Annotated in this window: 23 protein-coding genes; 18 read left to right on the top strand and 5 right to left on the bottom strand. The window is 43.1% G+C overall.

The features are described from left to right. The first annotated feature begins 118 nt into the window (after window positions 1–118). The 15 genes from rpmH to CCVT_RS05660 all read left to right on the top strand — a co-directional run bounded on the left by rpmH (window position 119) and on the right by CCVT_RS05660 (window position 15,000). A complete protein-coding gene (gene rpmH, locus CCVT_RS05730; protein WP_002940373.1) occupies window positions 119–253 on the top strand; it encodes a 50S ribosomal protein L34 in 135 nt (44 codons plus the stop codon). Further along, on the top strand, window positions 241–576 hold the full coding sequence (rnpA, locus tag CCVT_RS05725) for a ribonuclease P protein component (protein WP_026175456.1): 336 nt from the start codon (window positions 241–243) through the stop codon (window positions 574–576). Before rpmH ends, rnpA begins: the two co-directional genes overlap by 13 nt. Then, the gene (gene yidD / locus CCVT_RS05720) at window positions 573–914 is read left to right on the top strand and encodes a membrane protein insertion efficiency factor YidD (protein ID WP_018136458.1); all 342 of its coding nucleotides are present in this window, start codon (window positions 573–575) and stop codon (window positions 912–914) included. The genes rnpA and yidD overlap by 4 nt, the downstream gene beginning before the upstream one ends. 2 nt (window positions 915–916) lie before the next feature. Then, window positions 917–2,473: a membrane protein insertase YidC gene (yidC, locus tag CCVT_RS05715; RefSeq protein ID WP_018136457.1), complete on the top strand. Its 1,557-nt coding sequence runs from the start codon at window positions 917–919 to the stop codon at window positions 2,471–2,473. Then, the gene (locus tag CCVT_RS05710) at window positions 2,473–3,597 is read left to right on the top strand and encodes a Jag N-terminal domain-containing protein (RefSeq protein ID WP_018136456.1); all 1,125 of its coding nucleotides are present in this window, start codon (window positions 2,473–2,475) and stop codon (window positions 3,595–3,597) included. The genes yidC and CCVT_RS05710 overlap by 1 nt, the downstream gene beginning before the upstream one ends. Further along, window positions 3,578–4,912 (top strand): tRNA uridine-5-carboxymethylaminomethyl(34) synthesis GTPase MnmE, encoded by a 1,335-nt coding sequence (mnmE, locus tag CCVT_RS05705; protein WP_018136455.1) that lies wholly within the window; start codon window positions 3,578–3,580, stop codon window positions 4,910–4,912. Before CCVT_RS05710 ends, mnmE begins: the two co-directional genes overlap by 20 nt. Further along, entirely contained in the window at window positions 4,878–5,495 is a 618-nt protein-coding gene (locus CCVT_RS05700) for a hypothetical protein (protein WP_018136454.1), read from the top strand. Before mnmE ends, CCVT_RS05700 begins: the two co-directional genes overlap by 35 nt. A 362-nt stretch (window positions 5,496–5,857) precedes the next feature. After that, the gene (gene purL, locus CCVT_RS05695; protein ID WP_018136452.1) at window positions 5,858–8,047 is read left to right on the top strand and encodes a phosphoribosylformylglycinamidine synthase subunit PurL; all 2,190 of its coding nucleotides are present in this window, start codon (window positions 5,858–5,860) and stop codon (window positions 8,045–8,047) included. Between the two features lie 17 nt (window positions 8,048–8,064). Then, complete coding sequence (locus tag CCVT_RS05690) at window positions 8,065–9,129, top strand: SDH family Clp fold serine proteinase (RefSeq protein WP_009651230.1); 1,065 nt, start codon at window positions 8,065–8,067, stop codon at window positions 9,127–9,129. Next, a complete protein-coding gene (locus CCVT_RS05685; protein WP_018136451.1) occupies window positions 9,123–9,917 on the top strand; it encodes a DnaJ domain-containing protein in 795 nt (264 codons plus the stop codon). Before CCVT_RS05690 ends, CCVT_RS05685 begins: the two co-directional genes overlap by 7 nt. Window positions 9,918–9,997: 80 nt before the next feature. Continuing rightward, a complete protein-coding gene (gene purH / locus CCVT_RS05680) occupies window positions 9,998–11,530 on the top strand; it encodes a bifunctional phosphoribosylaminoimidazolecarboxamide formyltransferase/IMP cyclohydrolase (protein ID WP_018136450.1) in 1,533 nt (510 codons plus the stop codon). Window positions 11,531–12,060: 530 nt separating this feature from the next. After that, window positions 12,061–13,107, top strand: a complete 1,047-nt coding sequence (gene msrB / locus CCVT_RS05675) for a peptide-methionine (R)-S-oxide reductase MsrB (protein ID WP_018136449.1) — start codon at window positions 12,061–12,063, stop codon at window positions 13,105–13,107. Between the two features lie 84 nt (window positions 13,108–13,191). Next, window positions 13,192–13,530, top strand: coding sequence for a hypothetical protein (locus tag CCVT_RS05670; protein WP_018136448.1), 339 nt, complete (start codon window positions 13,192–13,194; stop codon window positions 13,528–13,530). Window positions 13,531–13,538: 8 nt separating this feature from the next. Further along, entirely contained in the window at window positions 13,539–14,720 is a 1,182-nt protein-coding gene (locus tag CCVT_RS05665) for a hypothetical protein (protein WP_018136447.1), read from the top strand. Further along, window positions 14,710–15,000, top strand: a complete 291-nt coding sequence (locus CCVT_RS05660) for a metal-sulfur cluster assembly factor (RefSeq protein WP_018136446.1) — start codon at window positions 14,710–14,712, stop codon at window positions 14,998–15,000. The genes CCVT_RS05665 and CCVT_RS05660 overlap by 11 nt, the downstream gene beginning before the upstream one ends. 640 nt (window positions 15,001–15,640) lie before the next feature. Here CCVT_RS05660 and ftsZ read toward each other — a convergent pair. The 4 genes from ftsZ to CCVT_RS05640 form a co-directional block, all read right to left on the bottom strand. Then, window positions 15,641–16,780, bottom strand: coding sequence for a cell division protein FtsZ (ftsZ, locus tag CCVT_RS05655; protein ID WP_009651442.1), 1,140 nt, complete (start codon window positions 16,778–16,780; stop codon window positions 15,641–15,643). Window positions 16,781–16,794: 14 nt separating this feature from the next. Next, the gene (gene ftsA, locus CCVT_RS05650; RefSeq protein ID WP_018136444.1) at window positions 16,795–18,225 is read right to left on the bottom strand and encodes a cell division protein FtsA; all 1,431 of its coding nucleotides are present in this window, start codon (window positions 18,223–18,225) and stop codon (window positions 16,795–16,797) included. Window positions 18,226–18,230: 5 nt separating this feature from the next. Continuing rightward, a complete protein-coding gene (locus CCVT_RS05645; protein WP_018136443.1) occupies window positions 18,231–19,688 on the bottom strand; it encodes a peptidylprolyl isomerase in 1,458 nt (485 codons plus the stop codon). Between the two features lie 135 nt (window positions 19,689–19,823). Beyond that, window positions 19,824–20,411 (bottom strand): class II aldolase and adducin N-terminal domain-containing protein, encoded by a 588-nt coding sequence (locus tag CCVT_RS05640; protein WP_018136442.1) that lies wholly within the window; start codon window positions 20,409–20,411, stop codon window positions 19,824–19,826. Window positions 20,412–20,533: 122 nt separating this feature from the next. Between CCVT_RS05640 and rsmH the strand changes: the two genes are divergently transcribed. The 3 genes from rsmH to CCVT_RS05625 are packed head-to-tail and all read left to right on the top strand — an operon-like array spanning window position 20,534 to window position 23,702. After that, window positions 20,534–21,460 (top strand): 16S rRNA (cytosine(1402)-N(4))-methyltransferase RsmH, encoded by a 927-nt coding sequence (gene rsmH / locus CCVT_RS05635; protein ID WP_018136441.1) that lies wholly within the window; start codon window positions 20,534–20,536, stop codon window positions 21,458–21,460. Further along, entirely contained in the window at window positions 21,460–21,753 is a 294-nt protein-coding gene (locus CCVT_RS05630) for a hypothetical protein (protein WP_009651400.1), read from the top strand. Before rsmH ends, CCVT_RS05630 begins: the two co-directional genes overlap by 1 nt. Continuing rightward, window positions 21,744–23,702, top strand: coding sequence for an FUSC family protein (locus CCVT_RS05625; RefSeq protein ID WP_018136440.1), 1,959 nt, complete (start codon window positions 21,744–21,746; stop codon window positions 23,700–23,702). The genes CCVT_RS05630 and CCVT_RS05625 overlap by 10 nt, the downstream gene beginning before the upstream one ends. Here CCVT_RS05625 and CCVT_RS05620 read toward each other — a convergent pair. Then, a complete protein-coding gene (locus CCVT_RS05620; RefSeq protein ID WP_009651270.1) occupies window positions 23,681–24,187 on the bottom strand; it encodes a hypothetical protein in 507 nt (168 codons plus the stop codon). The genes CCVT_RS05625 and CCVT_RS05620 overlap by 22 nt on opposite strands. Window positions 24,188–24,272 lie beyond the last annotated feature (85 nt).

Genomic DNA, 24,272 nt, shown 5'->3' with positions numbered 1-24,272 from the left:
TATTATAGTTGAATTTGCTTAAAATTTAAATTATGTTTCTCGTGTCCGTCAGCTATTCAAAGGAATTTAAGTATAGCTTTGCTAAAATCACAACTTTACATTAACTTTAAGGAAAGAGATGAAAAGGACTTATCAGCCTCATAAAACACCTAAAAAACGAACTCATGGTTTTCGCTTAAGGATGAAAACTAAAAACGGTCGCAAGGTCATAAACGCTAGACGTGCAAAAGGTAGAAAAAGATTGGCGGCTTAGCCCGTTTTGAGCCTTTAAAAGACTCAAGGGAATTCTCATCGGTTTATAAAGAGGCGAAAAAATGGCATTGCGATGCCTGCGTGCTTTTTTATAAACCTTCAAGTGAAAATAAATTAGCGGTAGTAGCTAGTAAAAAAGTAGGGAAAGCGGTCGTAAGAAATAGAACAAAAAGGCTCTTAAGAGCCGCTTTTTTAGAGGTTTGCGATGAGCTTGAAGACGGTATATATATCATGGTAGCCAAGTGCGGACTTATCGAAATTTCTTTTGACAAAATTCATAAAAATCTGCGTTGGTCGCTCAAAAAACTGGGATGTCTAAAATGAAGAATTTTGCGCTTTCTTGTATAAAATTTTATCAAAACTACATCTCCAAAATTTTACCGAAATCTTGCCGTTACTATCCTACTTGCTCCGAGTATGCAGTTTGGGAATTTAAAAATAACGATATTTTTTCCGCCCTTTTGGCTACGCTCGCGAGAATTCTAAGGTGCAATCAACTGTTCAAAGGCGGTATAGACTACCCAGTGATCCGCAAGAGGTTCGGATCTTTTTCTATATTTAAACGGATGGAATTTTCAAATATAGATTTTTGGTTCGTTCCTTATAAAAATAGCAAATTTTATGTCATAAAAGTTTTAGATTCATTAAAGGAAAAACGTTAAAAATGGATAAATTATCAACTCAAAAAAGAGTTCTCATCGCAACTCTTTTATCATTTTTATTTTTTATAGCTTACGATTATTTTTTTATCCCAAAGAGTATGCCTGTCGAGCAAAACCGCAGCGTAAATGCCGCACAAAATAGCTCAAACGCCGCTCCTTCCTCACAAAGTGCAAATGTCGCCGCAAGCATCGATCCTAGCCAAAATACTAAAATTCTAGCCAAAATAAAAGGCCAGAACTACGAGGCGCAGATAGATGAGCTAGGACGCATCAGTAAATTTTATTTGACCGAGAAAAAATACGAGACCGCAGACGGAAACAAGACCGAGCTTACCGGCATCTCGCCTTTGCCGCTTGAGATGAGATTTAGCGATGCGGCGATAAACGATCAAGCCTTTAGGGCGAGCTATACTGCCGACGTTAGTGAGCTTGACGTATCTAGCGGCGCAAAGACTATAAATTTGACACAAAATTTAGACGGGCTTAGCGTAGTAAAAAAGATAATTTTTTATCCTGACGGCAGATACGAAGTCGAGGTAAATTTAAGCAAAAATGTCGAATATTTCATCACTCCCGGCTTTAGACCAAACATTTCAGTAGATAGCTACACCATCCACGGTGCGCTTTTAATGCACGCAGACGATAAACTCAGTATACTTGAAGATGACGATTTGGACGGGACCGAGAAATTCAGCGATATAACAGTCGCCGCGGCTTCAGATAGATACTATACGGCGCTTTTTTATTCCTTTGGCAAGCCTCTTGATGTCGTCATGAGCACTGATGCGAAGAAAAACGCTATCATCTTTGTAAAGCAAAATGGAAATTTCAAAACGAGCGGCTATATCGGACCTAAAGATCATAAAATTTTAAACAGCATGGATCCTCGTCTGACCGATATCATCGAATACGGCTGGTTTACTTTTATCGCTAAGCCGATGTTTGCCTTTCTCGACTTTTTACATAAATACATAGGCAACTGGGGCTGGGCGATCGTGGTTTTGACGCTTGTGATAAGGATCATTTTATTCCCGCTCACATATAAGGGCATGCTATCGATGAACAAGCTCAAAGAGCTTGCGCCTAAGGTAAAGGAGATCCAGGCCAAATACAAAGGCGATCCGCAAAAGCTTAACACCCACATGATGGAGCTTTATAAGAAAAACGGTGCGAATCCTATGGGCGGATGCTTGCCGATACTGCTTCAAATCCCCGTATTTTTCGCGATCTACCGCGTTTTACTAAACGCTATCGAGCTTAAAGGCGCTCCTTGGATACTTTGGATACACGATCTTTCGGCGATGGATCCTTTCTTTATCCTACCTATCTTGATGGGTGCGACCATGTTTTTACAGCAAAGGCTCACGCCGACGACGTTTACAGATCCTATGCAAGAAAAGATCATGAAGTATCTGCCGCTTATTTTTACGTTTTTCTTCGTGACTTTCCCGGCAGGTCTTACACTTTATTGGTTTGTAAATAACGTCTGCTCCGTCATCCAACAAATTTTTGTAAATAAGCTTTTTGAAAAACATAAAAAAGTGGAGGTAAAGGCCTGATGCGTATCGAAGCGGAAAATTTACAAGAGGCTTTTCAAAAGGCTGCAAGCGAGCTAAAATGCTCGGTTACCGAGCTTGATATAAAGGTCATCCAGCATCCAAGTGGCGGGATATTCGGCTTTTTCAAAAAGAGTGCCATTATAGAGGCCGTACCTGAAAAGCAGAATCAAAAGTTACAGGAAAAATTTAAGAACAAGCACGAGCAAAAACAAAATAATCACAAAAACAATACCGACAATAAAAATGAAAGCAGACATACTAACGGAAATAACTCTTCCAAGCACGACGAACAGGAAGCAAAGTCTGTAAATTCCGGCGTAAAACGCGAGCATACGGAGAAAAAACGTAATCGTCATAAGAAAAATCGCGAAGATAAAGAGTTTAAAACCGAGAAAGCAGGACCTAGTCTAAGCGAGAAAAATTCAACCTTGGCACATGCCGCGTTTGCAGATAAGACGGAAGATGAAAATTTAGTTACCGAGTTTGAAGTAGCAAAGCCAGAGTATGTCATCAAACGTATAGACGATGAAAAAAATGATACAAGCTCACGCAAAAAGCCTAGCAAGGATATCTTGGACACGTCGATCTTAGAAAATTTCAATCAAGAAAGCACCGTACCGGAGAGTAGAAACGAACCTAAAAAAGCCCCGAAAGAGCCGATAGACTTTGATAAAATTTTACCCGAGATAAAAGATGGTTTAAATAAGCTTTTTGCCGCCAGTTGCTTTGATATCACGAAGATAGAGGTGTCAAAATTTAACGACGATACCGTCCTCATAGAGCTTGACGGGGGCGATGCAGCGCTGCTTATAGGCAAAGAAGGCTACCGATACAAGGCGATATCATATTTGCTTTATAATTGGCTAAATGTAAAATACAACCTTGCCATACGCCTTGAGATAGCTGAATTTTTGAAAAATCAAGAGGCGATGATAGAGCAGTATCTAAACGGCGTGATAGAACGCGTGCAAAATACGGGTAGAGCGCAGACAAAGCCACTTGACGGTGTTTTGGTAAAGATAGCTCTTGAAAAGCTACGCGAGAAATTCCCACAAAAATATGTCGGGATAAAGTCGGGTAACGACGGGAAATTCGTTGTGGTAAATGATTTCTTCAAAAAATGACGATATCGCAGCCATTGCCACGGCGCACGGCATTGGCTCGATCTGCATCATCAGACTGAGCGGCTCGACCGCTCTGCAAAGCGCCTTAAAGCTCACTAAAATTTCAAATCTCTCTCCACGCCTCGCCACACTTACTAAAATTTACTCGCTCGATAAAGAATTTTTAGACGAAGCGATAATGATTTATTTCAAAGCGCCCGCCAGCTTCACTGGTGAAGATGTGGTGGAATTTCACACTCACGGCGGATTTGTCGTGGCTGATATGATATTAAACGAGCTCGTAAAACTTGGCGTGCGGCTGGCCGAGCCCGGAGAATTCAGCAAAAGAGCGTTTTTAAACGACAAGCTCGACCTTGCTAAGGCCGAGGCGATACAAGGGCTCATAAACTCAAGGAGTGAGGCTGCGGCTAAAATTTTAGCCCGTCAGATGCGAGGCGATCTGAGCCGATATATCGAGCAGATGCGAAATGAACTCGTAAAGACGCTTGCCTTTGTGGAGACTAGTATCGACTATGCGGATGACGATTTGCCCGGCGATTTGCTAGAGCAGATAAAGGCTATGCTCGAAGCAAATGCCGCAAAGCTTGATAAAATAGTGCAAATAAGCGAGCAAAGGCGCGGGTTGATCGATGGCTTTAAGGTCGCGATAGTCGGCAAACCAAATGTCGGCAAAAGCTCTATTTTAAACTCACTTTTATCCTACGAGCGCGCGATCATCAGCGACGAGGCTGGCACCACACGCGACAGGATAGAGGAAAATTTCAAGGTCGGAACGCACATGGTACGCATCATCGATACGGCAGGGATCCGTAAAAACGTCGGCAAGATCGAGGAGATCGGTATCCGCTACTCACTAGCGGCGATCGAGGAGGCCGATATCGTTTTGGCCGTTTTTGATAGCTCTAGCGCCAGCGACGAGCAAGACGAACGCATCGTCGAGCTAGTCAAAAATTCCGGCAAGAAGGTATTTTTCATCCTTAATAAAAGCGATCTGGCTTTTAAATTTGACCTTGATTTAAGTCCTAGCATCAAAATTTCGGCAAAAAAAAGGACTGACGAGATAGTGGGGCGGCTACGGGATTATCTTGACTCCCAGGATAGTAGCGAGATGATGCTAAGCTCGAATCACCAGATCAAACAATGTAAAGACGCAAGTGTAGCGATAAAAAGAGCGTTAAATTTGCTCGGTGACGAGCTTGAACTCTTTGCCTACGAGATAAATACCGCGATAGCTGCGATAGCCGCGATCACAAGACCATTTGAGAGGAGTGAAATTTTAGATGAGATGTTTAGCCATTTTTGCCTTGGCAAATAGATTTTACGTGCTCGCTCTTGCGACGGTTTTGCTCGGTGGCTGCGCGCCAAAAAGCGACTTTATGGATAGCGAGGCGGTCAAGCAGGCGCTAAAAGAAGAGTGGGAAAAATATCTCGAAAATGACGGCAATATCGCTCAGGTCGTACTTTTCTCACAAGATGCGCCCAATCAGCCGCAAGACGGCGATAGGGTCGGCTTTGCTCTCACCAGAATGGACGGCTCAAAACCCCTAAAAATCGGCGATATGTTTATGAGCGGCGGACAGTTTGTCATCGTGCGCGATTTGGAGCTGGACCGCGACGTAAATTTAAACGACGAAGATGAAATGATGCGCCTTGGCGGATCAAAAAGCGTCAAATTTTACGAGTTTGGAAACGGTATCTTTGAGACGATAGTTTATAGCGCGGATAAGCCCTTGTGCATGGCGTTTTACATCGGCGAAAGTATCGGCGCAAGAGTCGTGACAAACTATAACATCGGACAAAACGGTGAATTTTTCGCGACTTTGATACAAAGCGAGGTTAAATTTAAGAGCGAGAGTGAGCTTGCAAATTTAGAATTTAAATTTTTTCATGAAAGATGAAAATTTAGCCAAGGTTAGAGCCGAGGCAATGTTGGAAGATTTCAGACAAAGGGTCATCAACAATGATCTAAAAAAGCAAGAGCGAGTGCTGAGAAATATCGTCTGCGTGGCGTTTGAAACATACGAGCCTTATTAGCGAGCTTATCGCCGCCGATTTTATTGCTTGCGTTTTCCCCTTTTCAAGACGCTTCACGCTACGCACTTTGTGAAGCCTTTGTTTTGGAGTATCGAAAAGCATAGAGCCATAAAACGTTTTAAATTCTCTTGCTATACCATTTTTTAAGCCGCAAATTCAGCTCGCAGTTTATCAACTTTTTATGCTGATTAAAGTAAAATAAAGCAAAATTTTACAAAGGCGAAAGATGGACAAAGCGACGATAAAAGCGCACAAGATCAGCGAGCAAGAGTATGAAGAAATTTTAAAGATTTTAGGGCGCGAGCCAAATTTACTTGAACTTGGCATATTTTCGGCGATGTGGAGCGAGCATTGCAGCTACAAATCGAGCAAAAAATACCTAAACGGCTTCCCGACCAAAGCGCCGTGGGTGATCCAAGGACCGGGCGAGAACGCCGGCGTCATCGATGTTGGCGGCGGAGTCGCGGCGGTGTTTAAGATGGAGAGTCACAATCACCCAAGCTTCATCGAGCCCTTTCAAGGTGCCGCCACAGGCGTGGGCGGTATACTGCGCGACGTTTTCACGATGGGGGCGCGCGTGGTGGCGAATATGAACTCGCTGCGCTTTGGCGAGGTGCGCGGAGATAGCGAGAATGCGCGCAAACAGCGATATTTGCTAAAAGGCGCGGTTGCTGGCATCGGGCACTACGGCAACTGCATGGGTATCCCGACCGTGGGCGGCGAGACGACCTTTGACGCGAGCTTTAACGGCAACATCTTGGTAAATGCCTTTGCGCTAGGTCTTGTAAAAAGCGATGAAATTTTCTACGGCAAGGCCGAAGGCATTGGCAATCCCGTGATATACGTGGGCTCAAAGACCGGTCGCGACGGGCTTGGCGGGGCTGTGATGGCGAGCGATAGCTTTAACGACGCGAACAAATCCTTGCGCCCGACCGTGCAAGTGGGCGATCCTTTTGCCGAAAAGTTGCTGATGGAGGCGTGCTTGGAGCTATTTAAAAAAGACTACATCGTCGGCATTCAGGACATGGGCGCGGCGGGGCTAACGAGCTCGAGCTTTGAGATGGCGGGGCGCAGCGGTAGCGGCATGAAGATGCAGCTTGACCGCGTCCCGATGCGCGAGGAGGGTATGAGCCCGTATGAGCTCATGCTAAGCGAGAGTCAGGAGCGCATGCTCATCTGCGCTAAAAAGGGCTGCGAGCAAAAGGTGCTTGAAATCTTTAAAAAATGGGACCTTGACGCCGAGGTCATCGGTGAGGTGACTGACAGCGGGCAGATGCAGCTTTATTGGCATGGCGAGCTGGTGGGACAGATCCCTATAAAGCCGCTCTCTGAGGCTGCTCCCGTGCTCGACCGACCTACCGCGCGACCAAAATATCTTGATGAAATCAAAAATCTACAAATTCCAAAAGACATCGACAACAAAACGGCGTTTTTTAAGCTCCTACGCGAGCCTGAAATTTTAAATAAAGCCCTCATTTACGATCAATACGACGCAAATATCCAGACAAATACGATCAAACAGCCGGGATATTTGGGCGCAGCGGTCATCCGTATCAAAGAGACTGGTAAAGCCCTAGCCATGGCGGCTCAGTGCGATCCGCGCGCAAATTTCGTGAGTCCAAAGATCGGCGCGGCTCGTGCGGTCGCGGCTGCCGGACGCAAGGTCGCGATGAGCGGGGCGATGCCGCTAGCGATCACAGACTGCCTAAACTACGGCAACCCGCAAAATCCAGAGGTCATGTGGCAGTTCGCGCAGGGCTGCGAGGGCATAAAAGAAGCCTGCCGCGAGCTAAACACACCTGTCGTGAGTGGTAACGTGAGCCTTTACAACGATACGGACGGCGTGAGCGTCTATCCGACTCCGGCGATCGTGAGTGTGGGCGTAAATGACGATGCGCGCGCAAATTTAAAGAGTGTCTTTGGCAGAGCGGGCACGGCGATATATCTGCTGGGCGAGACGAAGGGAGAATTTGCCGCCTCACTTTACGCCAAAGCCCTTTTTGACGTGGTCGGCGGCACTCTTAGCGAGATAGACTACAAAAAGGAGCGCGCGCTTTGGGAGCTCATCATCGCGGCGAATAAGGTGGGCGTTTTGGAGTTTGCAAACTCGGTCGGCGTGGGCGGTGTGGCGATGAGCCTAGCCAAAATGGCGTGCATAAGCGGCATCGGTGCGGAGTGTAAATTTGACGTAGCGCAGGCAAATTTCATCTTTGACGAGAGCTTTTCACGTGCGCTCGTGGGTGTAAAAGACGAGGCTAAATTTAGCGAGCTGGCGACGAAATTTGGCGTGAAATTTGAAAAGATCGGCGTAACGGGCGGGGATAATTTTAGACTAAACGAGATCGATGAAAATTTAAGCCAGATCAGCGAGATTTATTTTAACGAATTTGCAAACATAATCAAACAAGAAGACTGAAATTTAAAGGAGATTTTATGAGTCTGCTCGATGCATTGAGTAAAAAAACGGATGAAGGCAAAGATGGCGAACACCGCACGAACCAGCAAAAAGGCGTCGCGAAGCCCCCTATACTATTTGACGAGACGCAAGCGCTCATAAAAAAGGTGCAACAAAAGCTAGGCGGCACGTTCATCACTTACTACAACTCAAACGCGGGCAGCGTCTGCGGGAACGACGCAAGCGCGATGTATGAAATTCTAAAGGGTAAAAAGATAGACAACGCGTTTTTATTTATCAAAAGTGATGGCGGTAGCGGTATAGCCAGTCTTCGTATCATCTCAACCTTGAGAAATTATTGTAAAAATCTGACCGCCTTAGTGCCGGCGAACTGCGCTTCTGCGGCGACTATGATGGCTTTGGGGGCAAACGAGATCGTGATGGGGCCGCTCGCGTATCTAACGCCGGTGGATACATCGCTAAAACATGAGCTAAGCCCGACGAACAAAGGCAATGAGCTGGTGAGCGTCTCGATGGACGAGCTAAGTCGCGTCGTGAAGCTCTGGAAGGAGCAAGACAAGGACAGGCCGCGCGACACGAACCCTTATAACTCGCTTTACGAATACATCCATCCGCTCGTATTTGGTGCGGTCGATCGCGCCAGCTCGCTTTCGCTTAAAATTTGCCGCGAGCTTTTGCGCTATCACATAAGCGACGATGAGAAGATCCAAGAAATTTCAGAGAGATTAAACGGTGACTATCCTGCGCACGAGTATCCGATACTCTTTCGCGAGGCCGAGGAGATCGGGCTTCATGTCAAAAAGATGGATGACGATCTAAATGAGATGCTTCAAGAGCTCACGCTCCTTTACTCCGAGATGGGGCAGCGTGCATTCACGGACTACGACGAGAACAGCTATCATGATAACAACATCGCAAACATCATCGAAACTGACGGCAAGCAGATTTATTATCAGATCGATAAAGACTGGTTTTACCGCCCTGACGAGCGCCGCTGGAACGTGATGAACGACGAGAGCTCATGGCGCAAAAATGAGCTCGTCGGTGGCAGGATCAAAAATACGATATATCATTTGTGGTAAAAATGGGTTCATTTTTATTTTATATCATCATTTTTTTAGCGATTTATTTGTTCTTTAACTCGTTTAAAGGCGGCGTAAATTTTGGCAGGCAAAGGACGCTGGGCTTTGAGGAGGCTAAATTTTTAGTCGCGCTTCTAGCCAAGGTCGCAAAGGGCGACGGGCGCGTGAATGAGCTTGAAGCAAGGCTGATTAGCGAGACGCTCGATGATCTTACGCTCAAGATCCAAGGCTCAAGGGATCAGCGCGACGAGCTAAAGAGAATTTACAATATAGAAAAAGAAAATATCTCAAATGCCTACGAGCTTGCGAGAAATTACCGAATAGCGCTAAATCTAGACGCTCAAATTTCAGCCGCTCGTATCACGTTTTTTCTAAATTTAGCTTATATAGACGGTAGTTTCAGCGCCGCTGAGCGTAAGGTCATCGAGGACATCTCGGACGGGCTTGGGCTTAGTAGGCAGATGCTAAATCAAATAATAATGCAGTTTGAGATTTTTTACGGTGCCAGGCAGAGGTTCTCAGGCGGCTACGGACGACAAAGTTATCAGGGGCAAAGCGGAGCAAGCTCTGGCTTTGAAGCCAAAAAAGATCCTTGCGAAGTTTTGGGCTTACCTAAAACGGCTAAATTCAGCGAGGTCAAGAAAAGATACCGCGAGCTGGTGCGTCAGTATCATCCGGATATCCTCATGGGACGCGGCGAGAGCGAAGAGGTCATAGAAAAATCGACTAAAAAACTGCAAGAGATAAACGAGGCTTACGAAAGTATAAAGGAGCGTGAAAACGCATAGGAGTTTAAACTTTAGAAGTTAAATTTCATGAAACGATACTATATTTTGATATGGGCTAAGTAAAATTTAAAGGAGCTAAAATGAGAGCGTTGATCAGCGTGAGCGACAAAGAGGGTGTGGTAGAGTTTGCCAAGGGGCTGGAGCAGCTAGGCTGGCAGATCGTCTCGACCGGCGGGACGTATAAAATTTTAAACGAAAACGGCGTGAAAGCGGTCGAAGTAGCCCAGATCACGCAAAGCCCGGAGATGTTTGAGGGCAGGGTAAAGACCCTGCATCCAAAGATCCACGGAGGAATTTTATATAAACGAGACGACGCGAGCCACGTCGCACAGGCAAAAGAGTTTGGCATAGAGGGTATAGACCTTGTCTGCGTAAATTTATATCCTTTCAAAGAGACCACGATCCGTACGGATGAATTTGATGAGATCATCGAGAACATCGACATCGGCGGTCCTGCGATGGTGCGCTCTGCAGCTAAAAATTTCAAAGACGTTTTGATAGTTACCAGCGTGCTTGATTATGATGAAATTTTGCAGCGCTTAAAAGAGGGGACTGACGATCTTGAATTTCGCAGAAATTTGATGATAAAGGCCTACGAGCACACGGCAAGCTACGATGCGACGATCGCAAACTATATGAACGAGCGATTTAAAGGCGGGTTTGGCGATGCTAGATTTATCTTTGGAAATAAAGTCTTTGACACGAGATATGGCGAAAACCCGCACCAAAAAGGCGCGCTTTATGAATTCGAATATTTTTTCACGAACAACTTTAGAGCGCTCAAAGGCGAAGCCAGCTTTAACAACATGACCGATATAAACGGCGCTGTCATGCTGGCTACCAGCTTTGAAAACGCCCCGGTCGTGGCGATCGTAAAACACTCCAACCCTTGCGGTCTAGCCGTAAAAGACAGCCTGCTTGAGAGCTACGTGGAGGCGCTAAAATGCGATCCTATCTCGGCCTACGGCGGAGTGGTCGCTATAAACGGCACGCTAGATAGGGCATTAGCACGTAAGATAAATGAAATTTACGTCGAGGTCATAATCGCTGCAAACGTAGACGACGATGCTTTGGCGGTATTTGAAAATAAAAAACGCATCAAAATTTTCACCCAAGATAATAAATTTTTGGTGCGCGCAGGGGATAGGTTTGACTTCAAACACATTGACGGCGGGTTCGTTTTCCAAGAGCGAGACGTGGTGAATGATGACGAGCTTAAAAATATGAAGCAAATGAGTAAAAAGCATGCGAATGAAAATCAGCTAAAAGACGCACAGATCGCTTGGAAGGTCGCCGCCCTTACGAAGAGCAACTGCGTTGTTTATGTAAAAGACGGCGCGATGGTGGCTATCGGCATGGGTATGACATCTCGCGTCGATGCGGCGCGTGCGGCCGTAGCGAAGGCAAAAGAGCTCGATCTCGATCTACATGGCTGCGTGCTTGCTAGCGAGGCGTTCTTCCCGTTTAGAGACAGTGTCGATATAGCGAGCAAAGTGGGCGTGAAATGCGTAATAGAGCCGGGTGGTAGCATCCGCGACGATGAGGTCATAGAGGCGGCGAACGAACACGGCATGTCGCTTTATTTCACCGGTGTCCGCCACTTTTTGCACTGAAATTTCACTTGGCAAAGCGCCTTTGCTTTGCCAAATTTTACTTTCGTAGTATAAATTCTCCTGTAAGAGTTGCCCTGGACGGTATTTATTGACGATAAATTTGGACTTTGCAAGATTAAAAATTAGTAGAGATGACGACGTTTTGACAGAGAGGGGTAGCGTAAAAATTTTAGGCTCTGTTTTAAAAAGTGTTGATTTCTAAAATTTTAAACGTTATAGCGTAGTCAAATCTTATGAAGCGACGCTATCGCCGCCGATTTTAAAGGAAGCCATAAGGCTGACTGCTAAAATCGTGCTATACGTTTGGCGCCTTGCGGAGCGAGTAAGATTTGCGAAGCGTTCGTTTAAGGGCAACAATAATTTTTTAATCTATAGTTTGAATACCTAGCGGAAGCAAGAGATATCGAAGCGCATTTTATAAATTTTTAGATGCAAAGGTATGAAATCGGGAGTGAATTTCGCCTTGACTCACTTCACACTGGCTAACTTTAAATTTATTATAATTCTTGAAAATTTAAAAAGGAGCTAAAATGACAAAAATGCTTAAAATATTTTTAGGATTTGCTGCGACTATAATGCTGGCAGTCGGATTTGCGAACGCACAAAACGAGATAAAAGGACCTTTGATGGCACAAAAAAATTTAAAAGATATTTATTTGGCGGGCGGTTGCTTTTGGGGTATGGAAGGCTATTTTAAAAAGATCGCCGGCATCGAGCAAACGAGCGTAGGATACGCAAACGGAAAGAGCGATAAGACTAGCTATCACGAGATAGACGCGACGGATCACGCCGAGACGCTACATATAAAATATGACGCTAATCGCATAGATCTGGCTGAAATTTTGGCGCATTATTTTCGCGTTATAGACCCGACTTCGGTCAATAAGCAAGGCAATGACATCGGGCGCCAGTATAGGACCGGGATATACTATGTCGATGCGCAGGATCTACCTGTGATAGAGGCGTTTATGAGGTTTGAGCAGAGTAAATTTAAAGACAAGATCGCAGTCGAGGTCGCTCCGCTTAAAAATTTCGTCTTGGCCGAGGAGTATCATCAAGACTACCTTGATAAAAATCCATTTGGATACTGCCATATCGATCTAAATTTAGCCAAAAAGCCGCTTTATGACGATGAGAAATTTAAAATGCCAAGCAAAAGCGAACTAAAAGAGAAGCTAACGGACGAGCAGTATGCCGTGACTCAGGAAAAGGCTACCGAGCGCCCGTTTAGCAGCAAGTATGATAAATTTGAAGAGCGCGGCATCTATGTCGATGTCGTGAGCGGAAAGCCGCTATTTTCGAGCTCTGATAAATATGATGCGGGATGCGGCTGGCCGAGCTTCACAAAGCCAATAACCGCCGATGCGCTAAAATACGAGCAGGATAACAGTCACGGCATGTCAAGAGTCGAGGTCACTTCAAAGATAAGTGATTCGCATTTGGGGCATGTATTTGACGACGGTCCGGGCGAACGTGGCGGGCTTAGATACTGCATAAACGGTGCGAGTCTTAAATTTATCCCGCTTGAGGATATGCAAAAGCTGGGATACGGCGAATATATCCCGTATGTGAAGTAAAATTTAGGCTTTGTTGAGTCAAATCAAGGATAGCATATATATCTAAGAGTATAATCCTCCTAATTAAATTTTAAAGGAGAGAGTATGAATATGTTTGAAGGTTGGCAGAGCTTTGATGCTGAGGGCGCTACGGTGCCGTTTTATAAAAAGAGCGAGGGCGGAATCTCTTATATCGGTTTTGATTCGCGCCCTTGCGTTCCGCCCGAGCCAATGGTAAATGCGATGGTGGCACTGAAATTTGCCGATAAAAATACCAAAATCATCATGATAAATCACAAATACCCGGTCGGTCTGATCCCAAAAATAGAGCCAAATTTCAATATCGAACGAGAAAATTTAGACGGCGAGCAAGTGCGTCTCACGTTTAGCCTAAAAGATGGCGCGAGCCTTGACGGGTTTAACTTCGATAAGACCTGCCATTAAGATAAAATATGCTTTTAAACACCTTTGCGCCGCCGTTTAGGCTGGTGGGCGGATATTTTATCGTCGGGATCTTATTTTTGATCCTTAGCCTTTTTGCATTTTTAAAGGCCGATTTTAGTGCCGTCACTTCGTTTCAAACGGCCGGATTTTTACATATTTATTTCGTGGGCTTTGTGATGAGCATCATCATCGGTGCGCTCTATCAGCTCACGTCAGTCATCCTTGAAAAGTCGTTTTCTACGATACGAGGCGCATTTACTAATCTTTTTGTCTATGCACTTGGAATTTTACTGATGAGTGCGGGCATGATCTTTGATAAAGTAGGGCTACTGCATGCTGGCGGCTCGCTTTTATTTTTATCTTTGCTGCTTTTTGCCGTTACTTATTTTGCGAGCTTCGTCAAAAATGAGAAAAAGAGTTTTGCAGCGTTTGCTTTGCTGATCTCGTCGGTGTTTTTAATCGTTGGAATTTCGCTTGGGTTTTGCCTTTTGATGATATTTTCCGGTGCATTTAGTATGGATTTTGAGCTCACGCTTCATTATCATATCTATTTCGTGCTTGGGTTCGTGTTTTTTATCGTTGTTGGAGTCGCAAGCGTGCTTTTGCCGATGTTTGCACTGGCTCACGATCTGAAATTTACCCTCAGCAAGGCCTCTTTGGCGTTTTATCTTTTGGGTGGGGTGTTGCTATATTTTGGGCTAAATTTTGCTTTGATGGCATTTTTAGCGGCGATCTTATGCTTTGTGGCGGAGGCCTTTTTGATACTCAAAAAGCGTGTGCGAAAGGCTTATGATTATTGGAATTTAAATATATTTTTATCGCTGGCTTCATTCGTAGTGTTTTGCGTCTTTAGCGGCCTTAGCTTAAATGACATCGCGGTATTTTTTCTGATGTTTGGCTTTTTATACGCTTTTATCACGGCTCATCTTTATAAGATAGCGCCGTTTTTGATCTGGTATCATTACGTAGCGCCGTTTGTAGGCAAGGCCAAGGTGCCGCTGCTTGATGATATGATAGTTAAAAGACCTACTTATATAGCCCTTAGCCTTAATACTTTGGCGTTGGCGGCTTATGCTTTTGGTTTTACTTACGGTGCGCTGGTGCTACTTTTTGCCAGTGTTTTGCTTGTGGCCTTTAATATGGTGCATGTGTTTAAATTTATAAATTTTGGAGTAAAAAATGAAGGATAAAATTTACAAAGAGCTTTCGACTATCGTCGATCCTGAGGTTGGATTTGACATCGTGTCTTTGGGGCTCATATATGACGTCAAAGTAGATGGTGAGAAGGCGATGGTCACTATGACTCTGTCGACACGCTCATGCCCACTTCACGAGCTCATACTTAGCTGGGTAAATGACGCTGTGCTTAGAGTGGACGGCGTAAAAGAGTGCGATATAGAGCTGGTTTGGGAGCCTGCATGGAATATCGAGATGGCAAACGACGAAGTCAAAAAGGCGCTTGGAGCTTAGATATCGAGGCTTTATCGCTGAAATTTTAATAGCGTCGTTTCTCTAATGATAAGCGCCGATGTTTCTTGATGAATGCTTGTATCATTCGTTGCGAGAGCAGCTATATATAATATCGTTTGTAGGAGTGATGTGCACCTGCTTTCGATCGTAAAAGATGCGAATAGCAACCAGGAAGTGAAATTTTATCTTGATAGCTTTTTGGAAAGCTTTGTTCGCTGCTTAAACGCTGTTCTCGTTTTCCTGCTAGTAGCAGACTGCGGTCAGCTTTATAGTTTTTCTGAAATCAGAGGACGTCTTTGCTTTGCCTCGCTACGCTTGCGACCCTATAAAAAGGCTCTGTTATAACAAATCATTGATACTCTCTTCGCAAACCATGCTTGCTCCGCAAAGCACCGAACATATAGCACGATTTTCGCGTTCAACCTTTGGCTTCTCTGAAAATCGGCGGTGATAGCGTCGCTTCACAAGGTTTGACTTCGCTTTGAAATCTAAAAATCAATGAAATATTGTAATAGAGCCATAAAAAATAAGCTACGAGCGTTAGCAAAGTAAAATACTGCTTAAGAGAACATTTATTAAAGGATTTAGATGATTTTAGAGGGCTGCAGCTACCCTCTAAATTTTAAGGAGATATTGTTTTTTAGTCCATTTGATGGCGCATATAAGAAGGAACATCAAGCTGAGTCATATAGTCCTCGCTATTGTATCCGCCGCTTACTTTTTGAAGCCTTAGAATTCTCTCTTTTTTGACTACTTCATTTGCCGCCATATCGGCCTCTTTTTTCTCTTCGGCCTCTTTGTCCGAGCCTTTGAAGCCGGTTGCGATGATGGTTATTTGGACCTTGTTGTTTTCCATATTGTCATCAGTCGTAGTTCCAAAGATCACCTCCGCATCCTCATCGGCAGCGCTATAAACTATCTCCATAGCGTCATTGATATCGCTAAGTGGGCATGACGGGTGAATCCTGAAGTGAACTAGCACGCCAAACGCTCCGTTTATCGTCATATTATCTAGTAATGGAGACTGGATGGCGTTTTTCATAGCCTCTTGAGCGGCGTCCTCTCCTTGAGCCTCACCCACACCCATCAATGCCAAACCTCTATGGCTCATGATGGTTCTAACATCGGCAAAGTCGAGATTTATATCACTTTTACCAGAGTCAAGAACGATAGTACTCATGCCATTGACCGCACGAGCCAATACATCATCGACCATCTCGAAGCTCTCTTTGATACCGGCTTTTTTGTCTATGAGCGTCAGTAGTTTATCGTTTGGTATGACAACGATAGAGTCGCTCTCTTTACGAAGCTCTTCAAGGCCCAGATCGGCTAGCTTACGACGCTTTTTGCCTTCAAATACAAATGGTATGGTTACAACTGCAACTGTCAAGGCGCCGACATCTTTAGCGGCCTGAGCCACTATCGGAGCCGCTCCGGTTCCGGTACCTCCGCCAAGTCCTGATGCAATGAAAACGATATCTGACGTCTCAAGGGCGCTTTTTATCTCGTCGTAGCTCTCCTCTGCAGCCTCTTTGCCGACCTCCGGTCTCATGCCTGCGCCAAGGCCTTTTGTCTTTTTTTCACCAAGCTGAATTTTCGTATGTGCCGGAGAATTTTCAAGCGCTTGAGCATCGGTGTTCGCAACTATAAGATCGATATTTAAAATAGCATTTTCTCGGATCATATGATTTATCATATTTCCGCCGCCGCCGCCTACACCTACGACCTTGATCTTTGCGCCGTAGATGCTTTTATTCTCTTCTACTGTGAAGCTGCTCATCTTTTTAATTCTCCTTAAAATAATTGTGTGATTCTATGCCAAAATTTCGTTATGGCACTAGGTTGCTTTTCTTGTTTGCTTATGTCAGCGATATTCGCAAGCTCTTCTTTGCTGCTTGGCTTTTGGATATCGAGCCTCAAATCATCATGGACTAGCTCTATTCCTTCCTCTTCAAAAGGATTGCTCTCTTGCTTTTTAAAATTTAAATTTTCTCTTTTTTCTTCTTCAAATACATTTTTAAAGCTAGGTTTTGGCTTGGATATAGCCTCGCCGTGGTATCTCATCTTTTTTTCGGAGTCTATCTCGTAAGCCGTAAATTCTCCTGCACCATACATACAAAGGCCAATAGCGCAAGAATTTGCCGGGTCTCTCATTATCTCGTAAAGTCCGTCGGTCTCTTTTGGCTTTGCTATGCGCACGGACATCTTGTCAAATATCGCCGAAGCAAGATCTCGCAAACCCTCAAGCTTCGTCATGCCGCCCGTCAAAACTACTCCTGCGCCTATCATATCTTTATAACCACTATCTTCAAAAATTTTAGCGAGTATCATCAGCGTCTCTTCGGCTCTTGCATATATCACATTTGATATGATGTCAAGTGAAACTTCATGAGTTTTTGCTTCGTCACCTAGTATCGGAAGCTCGATCAGATCTACTGATTTGTTTATCAATGTTCCATAGTTTATCTTTATATCCTCGGCTTTTGGTAGCGGAGTATGAAGTGCCATGGAGAGGTCGTTTGTTATGTTGGCTGATCCTACGCCTAGAAATTCATTAAATCTGATGGAATTTCCGGAATGAACAACCATATTGCAAGTCGCACCGCCCATATCTATAAGGACGGCTCCGAGCTCTTTTTCGTCTTTTGTTAGCGTGGCTATGGCAGAGGCGTATCCTGAAAGGACTATATTATCTATCTGAATCCCAGCGGAATTTATAGCTTTTCTTAGGTTACTCAGTGATGACTTTTGAACGGTTACGATATGAGTTTGCACTTCAAGTCTGGTACCGTTCATACCGATAGGATCTTCTATATGCTCTTGTCCGTCTACTTTGAAGTTGTATGGCAGGACGTGTAGTTTTTCGTATTCATGAGGGATATCTGCGGTGTGATCGGCCATCTGCATGGCTCTCTCGATCTCGCGTATGCCGATCTCGTGGTTAGGAATATTTACGACGCCACTGCTGTTTACACTCTTTGTATAAGCTCCTGATATCGAGACTACGACCTTTTCATAATGAGTCCCGGCGACTCTTTGAGCTTCAAGCAGAGCATTTTTTATAGATTTGGAGGCTAGCTCTATATTTGTTATGACGCCTTTTTTGATGCCTTGCGTTTTCTCTGTGCCGATGCCTATTATTTTTATGCCGTTTTCATCATGTTGCGCTATAACAGCGCAGATCTGAAACGACCCGACATCTATGCCTAAAATTTTAGTACTCAAAATAATTACCTTTTGACGTATTCTTTGATCTCATAACGTTTTTGAAGCTCTTTTATCAAATCCTTAATGAGCTCATTGTTTTTTAACAGCATAACGTTTTGTTCGGTTAGCTGTTTGTAATTGTCATTTACGCTGTTAGTAAGCAATTTTTGTTCCAAAATATCGTATATTACGGCCTTATTTCCTAAAATAACATAACCTTTTTTGTTAGGGGATTCAAACATTTGATCTACAAAGGCACGAGTTTCGTCGCGATCTAGACCATCTATGGTGCTATTCATATCTCGGCTGACAAACCCTATATCTTTGCCGTGAAAGTCTTTCATTGCAGTTTTTGCTTTATTTTCTACTAGTTCTTTCAGCTTTTGCTCTTTATAAATTTCCAAAATTTGCTCTTTTGCCTGATCGTAGCTCATAGATTGAGGCGGTGTTATGCCTTTGATCTTTACTATCATATAGCCGTTGTCATAAACAAAAGGTTTTATGACGTCTCCGACCTTTGCACCTCTTATCTCATCTATTGAAAAAGTGGCATTGTCTTCGTTTAGGCTCATGCTACCGTTGGTCGCTAGTTCGCCTTTTTTAACGGCTATATATTTTTCTAACGCGTTTGTTTTACTTTGTTCTATATTATAGTTTTTAGCGACTTCTTCTTTGACTTCGTCAAACGGCATGATCTTGTCGTCGGAATTTTTATATTTTTCTTTATTCTCGTTATAGTAGGCGCTTAGTGCAGTTTGGTTGATGTCATCTTTTTTTGACTCTACATATAAAGTATCCAATGTGTAAAGAGTCTTGGTCATATAATTATTTTTATTGCTTTCCCAAAGTTCTTTTATCTCGTCTTCGTTAAATTTTATCTCATTTTCGTTAGTTTCGATCATCTCTATAGATAGTTTGTCTTGCATAAAAAGGCTAGCCGTCATCATTTCTACATCTTTTTTGGTAGCCGGTAAATTTAGTGCATAGTAAAGTTTATCAAGAAGTATGGTGGTTTTTAAATTTTTTTCGTAATCATTTGGGTTGATCCTAGCGCGTCTCAAAACGTCATAATATAAATTTTTACTAAAAACACCGTCGTTTTGGAAATTTTTATCGGCTATGATGTATTTCAAGATATCGTCGTCACTAACGCTAAGGCCTATATCGTCTGCAAAATTTAGCAGTAAATTCTCTTGGAGCACGGCTTGAAACGCTTCATTTTCTATGCCTAGCTCATCAGCTTTTTCTTGAGTTAGTTTGCCGTCTGACATATTATTGTGGTATTCATATATTTGGTTATATTTTTGTTGAAATTCTTGAACGCTGATACTTCTGTGTCCCACCGTTGCAACCGAGGTGGCTTTGTTGTTGTTTAGATCGTATGCTCCCCAGCCGACAAATCCCGCTCCGACAAAGGCTATGACACTGATCCAGATCGTTACGACGAGGTATTTTTTATTTCTTTGCATCCAAGTTATCATTAAATTTTCCTTTAAAACACTAACAAAAATATGTAGTATTTTACAAAATATAGACTTAAATAACCTTAAAATCGGGCTTCAAAAACAAAATTTTGATACGCTTTACTAACAAAATTTTAGCCTATGTTAGTAAATTTATATACTAAAGTCACTATAATAATTTTCAAAATGCAAAAGTCTGCAGCTGTTTTCAAGTATGGCTATCTCTTTTGCTAGCTGCTGAGGAGTACGGCTAAACGCGTATACTCCGTATCCTTTTATGACTACGATGTTTGTGCCTTTTTCGATCATATATCGGTAAATTTCAGTCTCGGCACGCTCATACCAGTCCTCAAACTGCTTTGGATCATAAACTGAAATTTCATTAAATCTCATATATCCAAAATAATCTTTAGGTGTGATCTTATCTTGCCTCATGGCATATGCGGTCGTATACGGCGGCATAGCGTAACATACGAATTTCGCCTCGTTTATATTTTTATATATGTTTAAATGAATGTCTGCATCGAGGCTGGCTTCGTTCCAGCGGTAGTCTTTTTTTGAAAAAAGCAAGGTCAGATCGTCATCTCTAAGATCGTCAAATATCGCATTTTGCTTATTTATGAGAAATTGATTTCGCTCTATCCTGGCTGAAATAGAGCCGTGAAATACACCGAAAAAATTCTTACGGAACATCGAAAGGGATATTTTTTTAAGTTCGTTTATCGAGTGTCTTAGCTCCATTTTAGCTCCTTTGAAACCATCATTATACTTGAGTTTTCTAAAATTTATGTAAAATTTTATGTAATGATGGGTTTTTAAGTAAAATTTTGATAAATTTCACCTAAATTTATAAAGAGAGAAAAGTGCAAAGCCCTCATATCAGCGTTTTATTGGACGAAGTTTTAGGTGTATTTCATGGATTAAGCGGCACTTTCATAGACTGCACCTTGGGGTATGGTGGACATTCTGGCGCGCTTTTAGAGCAAAATAAAAATTTACGCCTCATCGCATGTGACAAAGATGACGAGGCGATAGAATTTTCAAAAAAAAGGCTTGAAAATTTTGGCGACAGGGTCAAAATCTATAAAAGCGATTTTTCGCAGTTGATCAAAATTTTAAGCACAGAGGAGCTCAAAAACGTTCGCGGCATCTTGGCCGATATCGGCGTCAGCTCGCTTCAGCTTGATAAAAATGAGCGCGGATTTAGCATAAATTCAGATACGCTTGATATGAGGATGGACAGGGCGTGTAAATTTAGTGCGGCTGATGTGGTAAATAGCTATTCGAAGCAAAATTTAGCCGAAATTTTCAGCAAATACGGCGAGCTTGCTAACGCAAAAGCGCTTGCGGCTAAAATCGTATCGGCCAGAAATTTAAAAAAGATCACGAGTGCTAAGGAGCTTGCGAGCATTATCGGTGCCGGGCGCGTAAATGGCAGATCCGTTAGTCCCGCGATACTTGCCTTTCAGGCGATCAGGATAGAGGTAAATGACGAGCTTGGCGAGCTAAATCGCTTGCTCGAGAGCATAAAGAATGCAAATTTAAAGGAGTGCAAAGTGGCTATCATCAGCTTTCACTCGCTAGAGGATAGGATCGTGAAAAATACCTTCAAAAGCTGGGCACAAAGCTGCATCTGTCCGCCAAATGCCATGCGATGCGAATGCGGAAACGATCATGCGATAGGTAAAATTTTGACTAAAAAGGCTATCGTCGCCAGCCAAAAAGAGATAGCTGCGAATCCTCGTAGTAGCAGTGCAAAGATGCGAGTTTTCGAGATAAAGGGAAGGTGATGTTAGAAAAAGAGGAGCTGCTTGAGCTTCATGACGACGAGCAAAAACGCGAGATAAATTTAAGCTTTAAGACGCTTGTAATGGTCTATCTGGCGATGTTTATCGCACTTGCTATATTTTTGCCTAAAATTTACATCGCAAATCAGATCTACTACATCAGCCGCGACATAGCCGACATCAGCGGCAAGCGAGACATGCTTTTAGAGGAAAATAGAGCCCTTAGCATAAAGCTGGAAAATCTACGTTATAAAAACCAAATTTTAAATTCCTTGCAAGAAAAGCAGTGGAAATAGCTAAATTTATAGGGTTTGCGCGCTCTTACGACCCGGCGAATTTTCAGCTTATTTACGCGCTCAAAGCTACCTTTGCCATCACGTTAAACGGCTTTTTAGGATTTTATTTTTTTAACCTCAGCGGAGCTATCTTTGCCGTAAATATCACTATGGGCATATTTTTCTTAAGCGCTCTTGAATGTCCCGATCTTAAAAAATTTGGCTTTTTGTCGCTTTATATCACGATGTCGTGCGCTTTCATGCCGTTCGTGACGCCTCTTATCCAGATCGGGATCTGGCTGTCTGCTTTGGTTTTTGTGTGGGCATTTTTTGTCGCTATCAGCACTCTTTACAGCGAAAATTTAAATAAAATTTTACTGGCTGTGAATATGACCGGGCTGGTTGGCTTTATAGTTCAAACGACGGCCGGACTGAATGTAAAAGATGGCATCGGCGGGCTTATTTTGGGCGGAGTGCTCGCTATTTTCATGAAGCTTGGCAGATTTGCTAAATACGGGGATTTTACGAAAAAGAGCATAAATATCTTGCTTGATGACGCTATCATCGCCGTAAGCGACCTTGGTTCGGCGAAATTTGAAAGCTCCAGCAAGCAAATGCTAGGCCACATCAAAAATTTCAAATCGATATTTGCAAACGAAAGCGTGAATTTAAAGGATGTAAGGCTTATTAGAAACCACTCTCGCGCCGTATTTTATCTGTATAAGATAGAAGAGATCACTTATTTACTCATCTCGCTCGACTCATCTTTTAGACATATCCAAGATGCTAAACTGCTTACAGCGCTGAGGGCTGAAATTTTAGAAAATTTATCACAGCTTAAGGGGCTTTTTAAAGGCCTGAGCCCACATCTTAGATATGAAGCGCTAAATTTAGCCAAAGCCTCGGAGTATAAAATTTTTGCAAGCTCGCTTGACGTGCTTTATACGAGATTTGCGCTCATCAAAGATAGCGGCGAGGATAGGCTCATACTAAATAAAGCCAAAAAAACAAGCCTGAAGTCCGCCATATCGATGATAAGTCTAAAAGATGCTACTACGCTTTCGGCGCTCAGACTGGCGTTTTGTCTGGCTGCTGCGATATTCATATCTCAGATCACGCATATAGATCATGGCATCTGGATAGCTATCGCAGTCATGAGCATGAGTAAAAACAGCAGATATATGGTAAAAACTGCCGGCAAGGATAACGTCTTGGGCGGGCTTTTTGGCTTTTTCATAGCTCTTGGGTTGATCTATGTCTTTGGTGCAAATTTTATGATATATATAGCCTGTATCGTTGGTATGTTTTGCGTGTATTATTTTAGAGCTTACAGTCAGTTTGCGTTCGCTACGTCGTTTATGGTGGAATTTACGATGATTTTTTATCTTATCAAAAATGATTTCTTAGAGCTCATGCTACATCGTCTAATCGACGTCGCCATAGGCTTCTCACTTGTTTTTGCAGTATCGTTTCTAGGTACTGCCAGCGATGATGATGAGCTACGAATAAAGCTGAAAGCCGCTTTGAAAAATTTCATAGACTTCATACAATCAACACTGATAAAAAACGAAAAGCACTCCTTTGCCTTAGGCGAGCAAAAAATAATTGACGCCCTCAGCGGCTATGAACAAATGCTAAAGCAAGACGGAAATTTAAGTAAGGCTAAGCTAGAGAGTGCGGGCAAAATTTGCGATAGATTAAACGAGCTTAATATTGAATTTATAAAGCTTAGAAACTACTTAAAAACTATGAGTGAAGATGAGCGAGAGACGATACAAAGTCCGCTTTCAAGCGATATAAAAATGCTTTGCGACAGGTTTGAGATGCTTGATAAAAAGATAGATGGCTTGCCATATTATTTTTTAGAAAATGCCGAAGAAAAGCTGCTTTGCAAAGATGAGAAGATAGCTAAGCTGCTTGGACGCATCATCTTAAAGCAAAACGATATTTATTCGCTTACATCTTTATAGGAGATCAGCTTTTCAAGGACGTATTGCTCCAGGTCTTTTTTGGAGATGTCGTTTTTCAGCGCTTCGTTATAAATTTCTTCCACGCGAGTCGAGTATTTTTCATAGGCGAAATAAGGAAAATGAACGCTCCAAGCGCGCTTTATCAGCTCGCTACTCATCTCTTTTCTCGCCCAAATTTTAAACATATCAAACCCGATAAACACCATCGATGTCACAAAAGCCGTTACTAAAATAGAAACGTGAGCATCTGACTTGGCTAGGAAATGGTGCGTTATCATCAGTAGCGGAAGCAGTATCACAAGGCAGATCGCAGCGTAAATTTGATAGGTTTTTGAGTGTCTGAATCTAAAATTTAGCTTTGCGCCGTCGATGAGCATACCCTCGTTGAAAAGGCAGTTAGCCTCAAGCAGATCCCTAAAAAGCACCGGTTGCTTTGAAACGACGAACATGTTTTTTAGTATTATTTTTTTTAGATTTTCTTGCATTTATACAAACTTTTTGGGATTGGATTTGCGCCAATTATAGCAAAAATCTATAAATTCAAGCAAAATTCGCTACAATTTCACAAAA

This window comes from Campylobacter curvus, from assembly GCF_013372125.1.
GTDB classification, from domain to species: Bacteria; Campylobacterota; Campylobacteria; order Campylobacterales; family Campylobacteraceae; genus Campylobacter_A; species Campylobacter_A curvus.
This window is presented reverse-complemented; position numbering and strand designations above follow the sequence as displayed.

What these genes read in the sequence shown, in the direction of transcription:
- rpmH (WP_002940373.1), top strand. Translation starts at nt 119, where the DNA reads ATGAAAAGGACTTATCAGCCTCATAAAACACCTAAAAAACGAACTCAT.
- yidD (WP_018136458.1), top strand. Translation starts at nt 573, where the DNA reads ATGAAGAATTTTGCGCTTTCTTGTATAAAATTTTATCAAAACTACATC.
- yidC (WP_018136457.1), top strand. Translation starts at nt 917, where the DNA reads ATGGATAAATTATCAACTCAAAAAAGAGTTCTCATCGCAACTCTTTTA.
- CCVT_RS05710 (WP_018136456.1), top strand. Translation starts at nt 2,473, where the DNA reads ATGCGTATCGAAGCGGAAAATTTACAAGAGGCTTTTCAAAAGGCTGCA.
- mnmE (WP_018136455.1), top strand. Translation starts at nt 3,578, where the DNA reads ATGATTTCTTCAAAAAATGACGATATCGCAGCCATTGCCACGGCGCAC.
- CCVT_RS05700 (WP_018136454.1), top strand. Translation starts at nt 4,878, where the DNA reads ATGAGATGTTTAGCCATTTTTGCCTTGGCAAATAGATTTTACGTGCTC.
- purL (WP_018136452.1), top strand. Translation starts at nt 5,858, where the DNA reads ATGGACAAAGCGACGATAAAAGCGCACAAGATCAGCGAGCAAGAGTAT.
- CCVT_RS05690 (WP_009651230.1), top strand. Translation starts at nt 8,065, where the DNA reads ATGAGTCTGCTCGATGCATTGAGTAAAAAAACGGATGAAGGCAAAGAT.
- purH (WP_018136450.1), top strand. Translation starts at nt 9,998, where the DNA reads ATGAGAGCGTTGATCAGCGTGAGCGACAAAGAGGGTGTGGTAGAGTTT.
- msrB (WP_018136449.1), top strand. Translation starts at nt 12,061, where the DNA reads ATGACAAAAATGCTTAAAATATTTTTAGGATTTGCTGCGACTATAATG.
- CCVT_RS05670 (WP_018136448.1), top strand. Translation starts at nt 13,192, where the DNA reads ATGAATATGTTTGAAGGTTGGCAGAGCTTTGATGCTGAGGGCGCTACG.
- CCVT_RS05665 (WP_018136447.1), top strand. Translation starts at nt 13,539, where the DNA reads ATGCTTTTAAACACCTTTGCGCCGCCGTTTAGGCTGGTGGGCGGATAT.
- CCVT_RS05660 (WP_018136446.1), top strand. Translation starts at nt 14,710, where the DNA reads ATGAAGGATAAAATTTACAAAGAGCTTTCGACTATCGTCGATCCTGAG.
- ftsZ (WP_009651442.1), bottom strand. Translation starts at nt 16,780, where the DNA reads ATGAGCAGCTTCACAGTAGAAGAGAATAAAAGCATCTACGGCGCAAAG.
- CCVT_RS05645 (WP_018136443.1), bottom strand. Translation starts at nt 19,688, where the DNA reads ATGATAACTTGGATGCAAAGAAATAAAAAATACCTCGTCGTAACGATC.
- CCVT_RS05640 (WP_018136442.1), bottom strand. Translation starts at nt 20,411, where the DNA reads ATGGAGCTAAGACACTCGATAAACGAACTTAAAAAAATATCCCTTTCG.
- CCVT_RS05630 (WP_009651400.1), top strand. Translation starts at nt 21,460, where the DNA reads ATGTTAGAAAAAGAGGAGCTGCTTGAGCTTCATGACGACGAGCAAAAA.
- CCVT_RS05620 (WP_009651270.1), bottom strand. Translation starts at nt 24,187, where the DNA reads ATGCAAGAAAATCTAAAAAAAATAATACTAAAAAACATGTTCGTCGTT.